6 protein-coding genes are annotated in these 5412 nt (G+C 65.8%); 2 read left to right on the forward strand and 4 right to left on the reverse strand.

Features of this window, described 5'->3' with window-relative positions; translation table 11 throughout:
- Window positions 1–864: 864 nt before the first annotated feature.
- Window positions 865–1293, forward strand: coding sequence for a nucleoside diphosphate kinase regulator (rnk, locus tag DDF70_RS35185; RefSeq protein ID WP_114949131.1), 429 nt, complete (start codon window positions 865–867; stop codon window positions 1291–1293).
- Window positions 1294–1361: 68 nt separating this feature from the next.
- Here rnk and DDF70_RS35190 read toward each other — a convergent pair whose 3' ends face one another.
- Window positions 1362–2216 carry a protein phosphatase 2C domain-containing protein gene (locus tag DDF70_RS35190; RefSeq protein ID WP_114949132.1) on the reverse strand — a complete coding sequence of 285 codons (855 nt, stop codon included), beginning with the start codon at window positions 2214–2216 and terminating at the stop codon, window positions 1362–1364.
- Window positions 2217–2285: 69 nt separating this feature from the next.
- Here DDF70_RS35190 and DDF70_RS35195 point away from each other — a divergent pair, with 69 nt between their 5' ends.
- Window positions 2286–2924: a MarC family protein gene (locus DDF70_RS35195; protein WP_114949133.1), complete on the forward strand. Its 639-nt coding sequence runs from the start codon at window positions 2286–2288 to the stop codon at window positions 2922–2924.
- Between the two features lie 4 nt (window positions 2925–2928).
- On the opposite strand, the gene DDF70_RS35200 is transcribed toward DDF70_RS35195, so the two are convergent.
- The 3 genes from DDF70_RS35200 to DDF70_RS35210 all read right to left on the reverse strand — a co-directional run bounded on the left by DDF70_RS35200 (window position 2929) and on the right by DDF70_RS35210 (window position 5404).
- Window positions 2929–4047 (reverse strand): M20 family metallopeptidase, encoded by a 1119-nt coding sequence (locus DDF70_RS35200; RefSeq protein WP_114949134.1) that lies wholly within the window; start codon window positions 4045–4047, stop codon window positions 2929–2931.
- A 226-nt stretch (window positions 4048–4273) separates the two neighbouring features.
- Entirely contained in the window at window positions 4274–4501 is a 228-nt protein-coding gene (locus DDF70_RS35205; protein ID WP_114949136.1) for a DUF6894 family protein, read from the reverse strand.
- 369 nt (window positions 4502–4870) lie between these two features.
- Window positions 4871–5404, reverse strand: a complete 534-nt coding sequence (locus DDF70_RS35210) for a single-stranded DNA-binding protein (RefSeq protein WP_114949135.1) — start codon at window positions 5402–5404, stop codon at window positions 4871–4873.
- Between the last annotated feature and the right edge of the window lie 8 nt (window positions 5405–5412).

Genomic DNA, 5412 nt, shown 5'->3' on the forward strand with positions numbered 1-5412 from the left:
GGACCGTGCCTGCTCCCACACTGCGACGCCTCGCGAGCGCGCCCCTCGTCAGAGCAGATCTACGCAATGATATAGCCAAGGTTGCCCCGCCTGTCAAGAACAAAGTAAGAACATTGCACTCTCTCACCACACCCGCACCGTCATCACCGGCCTCGTGCCGGTGATCCCGATCCGAAGAGCGCCGCGCGTCACACAATCGGGATGGCCGGGACTGATCCCCGGATCAAGTCCGGGGACGGCCGTGACGTGGAGAGGATGGACGCGGAGCGCTCGTCTCCTATCCCACTGCCCTCATCCTGAGGAGCAGCGCAGCTGCGTCTCGAAGGAGCCTCCAGCGCGCCCTGAAACATCCTTCGAGACGGTCGCTGCGCGACCTCCTCAAGATGAGGGCTGTGGGGGCCACGGCAGCCGGGGACGGCTGGCACAAGGCAGGCCATGGAGGAGCTGGGGGCAATCAGCACGCTCATCCCCTCTCCATCCAAGCGTAGAGCATGGCCGAGCATCATTTGACAAACGCGGCGCGGTGTAGGAGCCTCGGTCCATCATGTTGAGCTTCTTACGATACCGTCGCGGCCTGCATCGGGCAGGCAACCTCATCGCGGGCAAGTAGCCCCGAGCTCAACGCGCGTCCGCGTCCCCGAGCTCGGGGCGCTCCATGATATCTGAACTGCTGGACATCCTTCGAGACTGAGCGCCGGTTCATCCGGCGTGAGGGCGTGTCTTTGGGCCGTCAGCCTCGCGAAGCCGTCCTCCGTCCATGCATCAGATCACGTCGACCCTCCCCATTCACAGGCAACCGGCGACGATCCCGGTTCCCATCGCGGCATCCTGAGCTGCAGCGCATTCATGAACAGGAGACATCGAATGGTCAGAAAGGCATCCACCACCGCAAAGCCGCGGATCACGTTGACGGCGGCCGATTACGAAAAGCTGTCAGCACTTGCCGAGGCGGCCATGCACACGATGCCCGATGTGGCCCGGGAACTGACAGCGGAACTCGACCGGGCGCACGTGCTGACGGGAAACAAGCAGCGCGCGGACGCCGTCCATATGGGCTGCACCGTCGATTTTCGGGACGACACCACGGGACGGGCACAGACGGTGACGCTGGTTTATCCGCACGAGGCGGACATCGCGCAGGGGAAGATCTCGGTTCTGACGCCGATCGGAACCGCGCTCATCGGTCTCCCGGTCGGACAATCGATCGACTGGACCACACGCACGGGCGAAACGCGGCGATTGACCGTGCTGCAGGTCGGCACGCCTGCCGCGATGGAGCGCGAGCCCGTTTGAGCTGGGTGCAGCCGAAAAAATGTGCAACGCGTCATTCCCGGACTGACCGCCGGGAATGATGGCCCCGCCTACGCCCTCAACAAAATCGCCGTCGTATCGTCGCTCGTCTTGAAGCGCGGGAAGAGGCGGCCATCCGGATCGCGCTCGGTCTCGATCTCCCGTGCCAGCTTCACCAGCGGCTCGAGACCGTCGGCCATGGCGGCCTCCATGAGAGCCCCGGCGTCCATGGCCCCGTAGAGATCGACGAGGGCCGAGAAGCCATCCGAGGCGAGGAGGATCGCCGTTCCCTGGAGGCAGAGAGCCGTCTGGTGCCGCAGCCTGCCGACGGCATCCGGGTTGATGCTCAGGAGCGCCGCCGGGACGCCGCTTTTCCGCTGGCGCTCCCGGCGCTCGCCGAGCCACGTGAGGAAAACCGGTTCGTCGAGAATGGCCGTGGGCCGGGAGCCGGCCTGCTGCATCAACTCGGCCGCCTTCGCGGCTTCCGCCTCACGCAGGCCGGGGGCGTCGCCCAGCACCTGAACCGCGCCGTCCGGCTGCCGGACATAGGCCGTGGTGTCGCCGAAGGTCCACGCGTCGAGAACGTCGTCCCGGCGGCGCACCAGCGTCATGGCCCCGAGAGGCCACGTGACGAAATCCTCATGCCGCTCCACGGGCGCGACGGCCCGGTAGGCCGTGCGGGCCTCCTCCATGACGTGCCGCAGGAGCGTGACGCCGTCCTGCGCATGAGGCGCGAGGTTCGAGAGTCGTTCGTCCGCGAACCGGGCAAGCCAGGTGGCATCGCTCGTCTCGTGCATGACCGGCCTCGTCCGGGGGAAGATCGAGGTATCGATCACCCAGGCCCAATCGCCCGAGACGCCGCAGATGTCCTCGTTGGGCTTGTCCGGGTGCCCCGGCCAGCTGATCCGATCCAAAACCGTGAACATTGTCGCATCGCCCCTCGTCAAATCCGCCCGATGTCCCCATAAAGCAAAGCTCAAGGGAAGGTCCAGCCGATGCTCCTCGACTACATATCCGCCGCTCTCGTGACCCTGCTCGTCACCCTCGATCCGGTGGCTCTGGCGCCGATCTTCGTCTCACTGACCCGTGGCATGAATGCCGCCGAGCGCCGGCGGGTTTCCATTCGGGCCTGCATGATCGCCTTCGGCATCCTGGCATTCTTCGGCCTCGGCGGCGAGGTGCTGCTGCGGCTTCTCGGGGTCGGCATTCCGGCCTTCCGCATCTCCGGCGGCCTGCTGCTGTTCTGGATCGCCTTCGAGATGGTGTTCGAGCGCCGCAACGAACGCAAGCAGCATACGGCCGACGTTGCCATCACCGAAGATCACATCCGCAACGTCGCGGCTTTCCCGCTGGCGATCCCGCTGATGGCCGGCCCCGGAGCCATCACGGCCGTGATCCTGCTCGCCGGGCGGGCGGATGGCAACGTCGTCTATCTCACCGCCCTGCTGATCCTGATCGCGCTCGGCATCCTGAGCTGCCTCGTGGTGTTCTCCGCGGCCGATCGCGTCTCCCGCTGGCTGGGCGTGACCGGCAACGTGGTCCTCACCCGCCTGCTCGGCGTGATCCTGGCGGGGCTCGCGGTGCAGTTCATCATCGACGGCGTGCTGGCGCTGCTTCGGGGATCGGCGGCTTAGACAGTTACCGCAGGGTCTCCAGCAGACGCGTCATGAGCTTCTGCCTCGGAGCGATGGACGAGATCACGCCGTATTCCTGGAGCGTGTGCGCCCCGTCGCCATCGATGCCGAGGCCGTCGAGGGTCGGGATGCCCAGCGCCGCCGTGAAGTTGCCGTCCGAGCCGCCGCCCACGCGGGGTGCGGAGACGAGATCGAAGCCGATTTCGGCGGCCAAGGACTTGGCGTGATCGAAGAGCCGCGAGGTTGCCTGGGTGCGCTCGTAGGGCGGCCGGTTCATGCCGCCGGCGACCGAGACCTTGAAGTCCGGGTTGGAGGGTTTCAACCCGAGGATCGCGGCCGTCACGGCCTCGCCGTCCGCGACCGTCTCGACGCGCAGGTCGACCGGGAAGCGGCAATGCTGCGGGATCGTGTTCACCGCCGTGCCGCCGGAGACCATGCCGACCGTCGTGGTGATCCCGCGGGCGTAATCGGTGAGGCCCTCGATGGCGAGGATCAGCCGGGCGGCCTCATAGACCGCATTGCGGCCTTCCTTGTGGCGCGATCCCGCATGGGCCGGGCGGCCCTCCACGTGCACGTCGAAGCGCCCTACCCCCTTGCGGGCCGTGACGATCTGGCCCCCATCGCGGGCCGGCTCCGTCACGAGCGCATAGGCGGAACGGCGGCCGAGATCCTCGATCATCGGCCGGGTGATCGGCGAGCCGATCTCTTCGTCCGGCGTCACCAGGAAGGCGATGGGCCGTGTCGCCGTGCCCCTGCGGGCAACGTCCTTGAACGCCTCCAGGGCGAAATAGGCGCCACCCTTCATGTCGTAGATGCCGGGACCGTAGAGCCGGTCGCCCTCGACGCGCAGCGGCAGATCGTTCTCGATGGTGCCGACGGGATGCACCGTATCGAGATGAGACATGACCAGAACGCCCGGCTCCGATGTCTGCGGGCCCGCGCGCAGCACGAGAACGTCGCCGAGGCCTTCGGAGCCCTGGATCCGCTCGACCGCAACGGGTGCGTCCTGCATCTGCGCGACGACGAGATCCATCATCAGGTTGACCCCGGCCCGGTCATGGGTCGGGCTCTCGGTGCGGATCCAGGTGAAGAGCGTGTCGAGGGATGGCGAGGAGAGGCTCATGATGTCTTCGTTCTCGAATGATGGTGCCTGCTGGCTAACCACTCCTCACCCGAAACATCAAGCCTGGGATGCCGCCATTCGGAGCCGGGACGACGCTGCGCTACGGCCATATGACGCAGAATCGGCGCATGAGCCCGTCGTTTGGACCGCGAGGGCCGCGTCGGCGAAAGGTCGGCCTGGTTTTCAGTAAGAACGATGCCAGCGAGGAGAACGAGCATCGGACATGTCAGTGTTGCGCCACGTTCAATGGAATCGACAGCAGAACATTCCCCGCCTCATCCACGACCTCGAGGTTCCAGCCGCGCCAGTCGACCTCGTCCGCCTCGCCTTCCTGCCGCAATTCCTGGATCGCTTTCAGGGCCTGGTAATGGGCTGCCTCCAGATCCGAGACCTCGATCCCTGCCTCGTCGATGATCCGTTCGTGCGTGTGCACAAGATGAAAGTAACAGTGCACGACAGGACAACCCTGGAAATCTTCACTCAACAGGCGGGCCGCAACGGCCCCGGAATCTGCCGCTAGATGAGCAGCTTCCATGATGTAACGCAAGGTTAGTTTTCGGCTTTACGCTCCGCGACCGCCATGGAACAGGCGATTGTCTCAGAATATCAAATCATGAGCCAATCCCACCTGACCACGGTCGCGTTGCCTGGGCGACGGAGGACTTCGCTGCCGCGTTGTCGCTCGACGCCCGGCCCCAGCCGTTCATGACCTTTCCACCGTCCATTCGTGGGTGTGTCGAGGAGGGCCATCCGGTTCGATGGCCCTCCATCGGCTCCAACGGCTCTCGCCCTGGTCTGCCACGTGCACGGACGGCGAAAAGTTCTAGAACGGAATGTCGTCGTCGAGATCGTTGTAGCGCGAACCGCCACCGGCGCCGCTACCGCCGCCGCCACCGAAGGACGGAGCGGGCCGCCGATCCTGCGAGGGAGACGACCGTCCGAAATCGCCGCCGCGGCTGATCTGGCCCGGCTCCTCGTCGCCGTACTCGGACGCGCCGCCGCCGCCGCGGCTGTCCAGGATCGTCAGCTCGCCGCGGAAGCGCTGCAGCACCACCTCGGTGGTGTACTTCTCCTGGCCGCTCTGGTCGGTCCACTTGCGCGTCTGCAGCTGGCCCTCGACATACACCTTCGAGCCCTTCTTCAGGTACTGCTCCGCCACCCGGGCCAGGTTCTCGTTGAAGATCACCACCGAGTGCCACTCGGTCTTCTCCTTGCGCTCGCCCGTGCCCTTGTCCTTCCAGGTCTCGGACGTGGCGATCCGCAGGTTCACCACCGGCTCCCCGTTCGACAGACGCCGCACCTCAGGGTCACGCCCCAGATTCCCTACCAGGATCACCTTGTTCACACTGCCCGCCATGACGGCTT

This window comes from Microvirga calopogonii (assembly GCF_003347665.1).
Lineage (GTDB): Bacteria > Pseudomonadota > Alphaproteobacteria > Rhizobiales > Beijerinckiaceae > Microvirga > Microvirga calopogonii.

Bases quoted from the DNA above. Each gene is read 5' to 3' on its own strand.
- rnk (WP_114949131.1), top strand. From the start codon at position 865: ATGGTCAGAAAGGCATCCACCACCGCAAAGCCGCGGATCACGTTGACG.
- DDF70_RS35190 (WP_114949132.1), bottom strand. From the start codon at position 2,216: ATGTTCACGGTTTTGGATCGGATCAGCTGGCCGGGGCACCCGGACAAG.
- DDF70_RS35195 (WP_114949133.1), top strand. From the start codon at position 2,286: ATGCTCCTCGACTACATATCCGCCGCTCTCGTGACCCTGCTCGTCACC.
- DDF70_RS35200 (WP_114949134.1), bottom strand. From the start codon at position 4,047: ATGAGCCTCTCCTCGCCATCCCTCGACACGCTCTTCACCTGGATCCGC.
- DDF70_RS35210 (WP_114949135.1), bottom strand. From the start codon at position 5,404: ATGGCGGGCAGTGTGAACAAGGTGATCCTGGTAGGGAATCTGGGGCGT.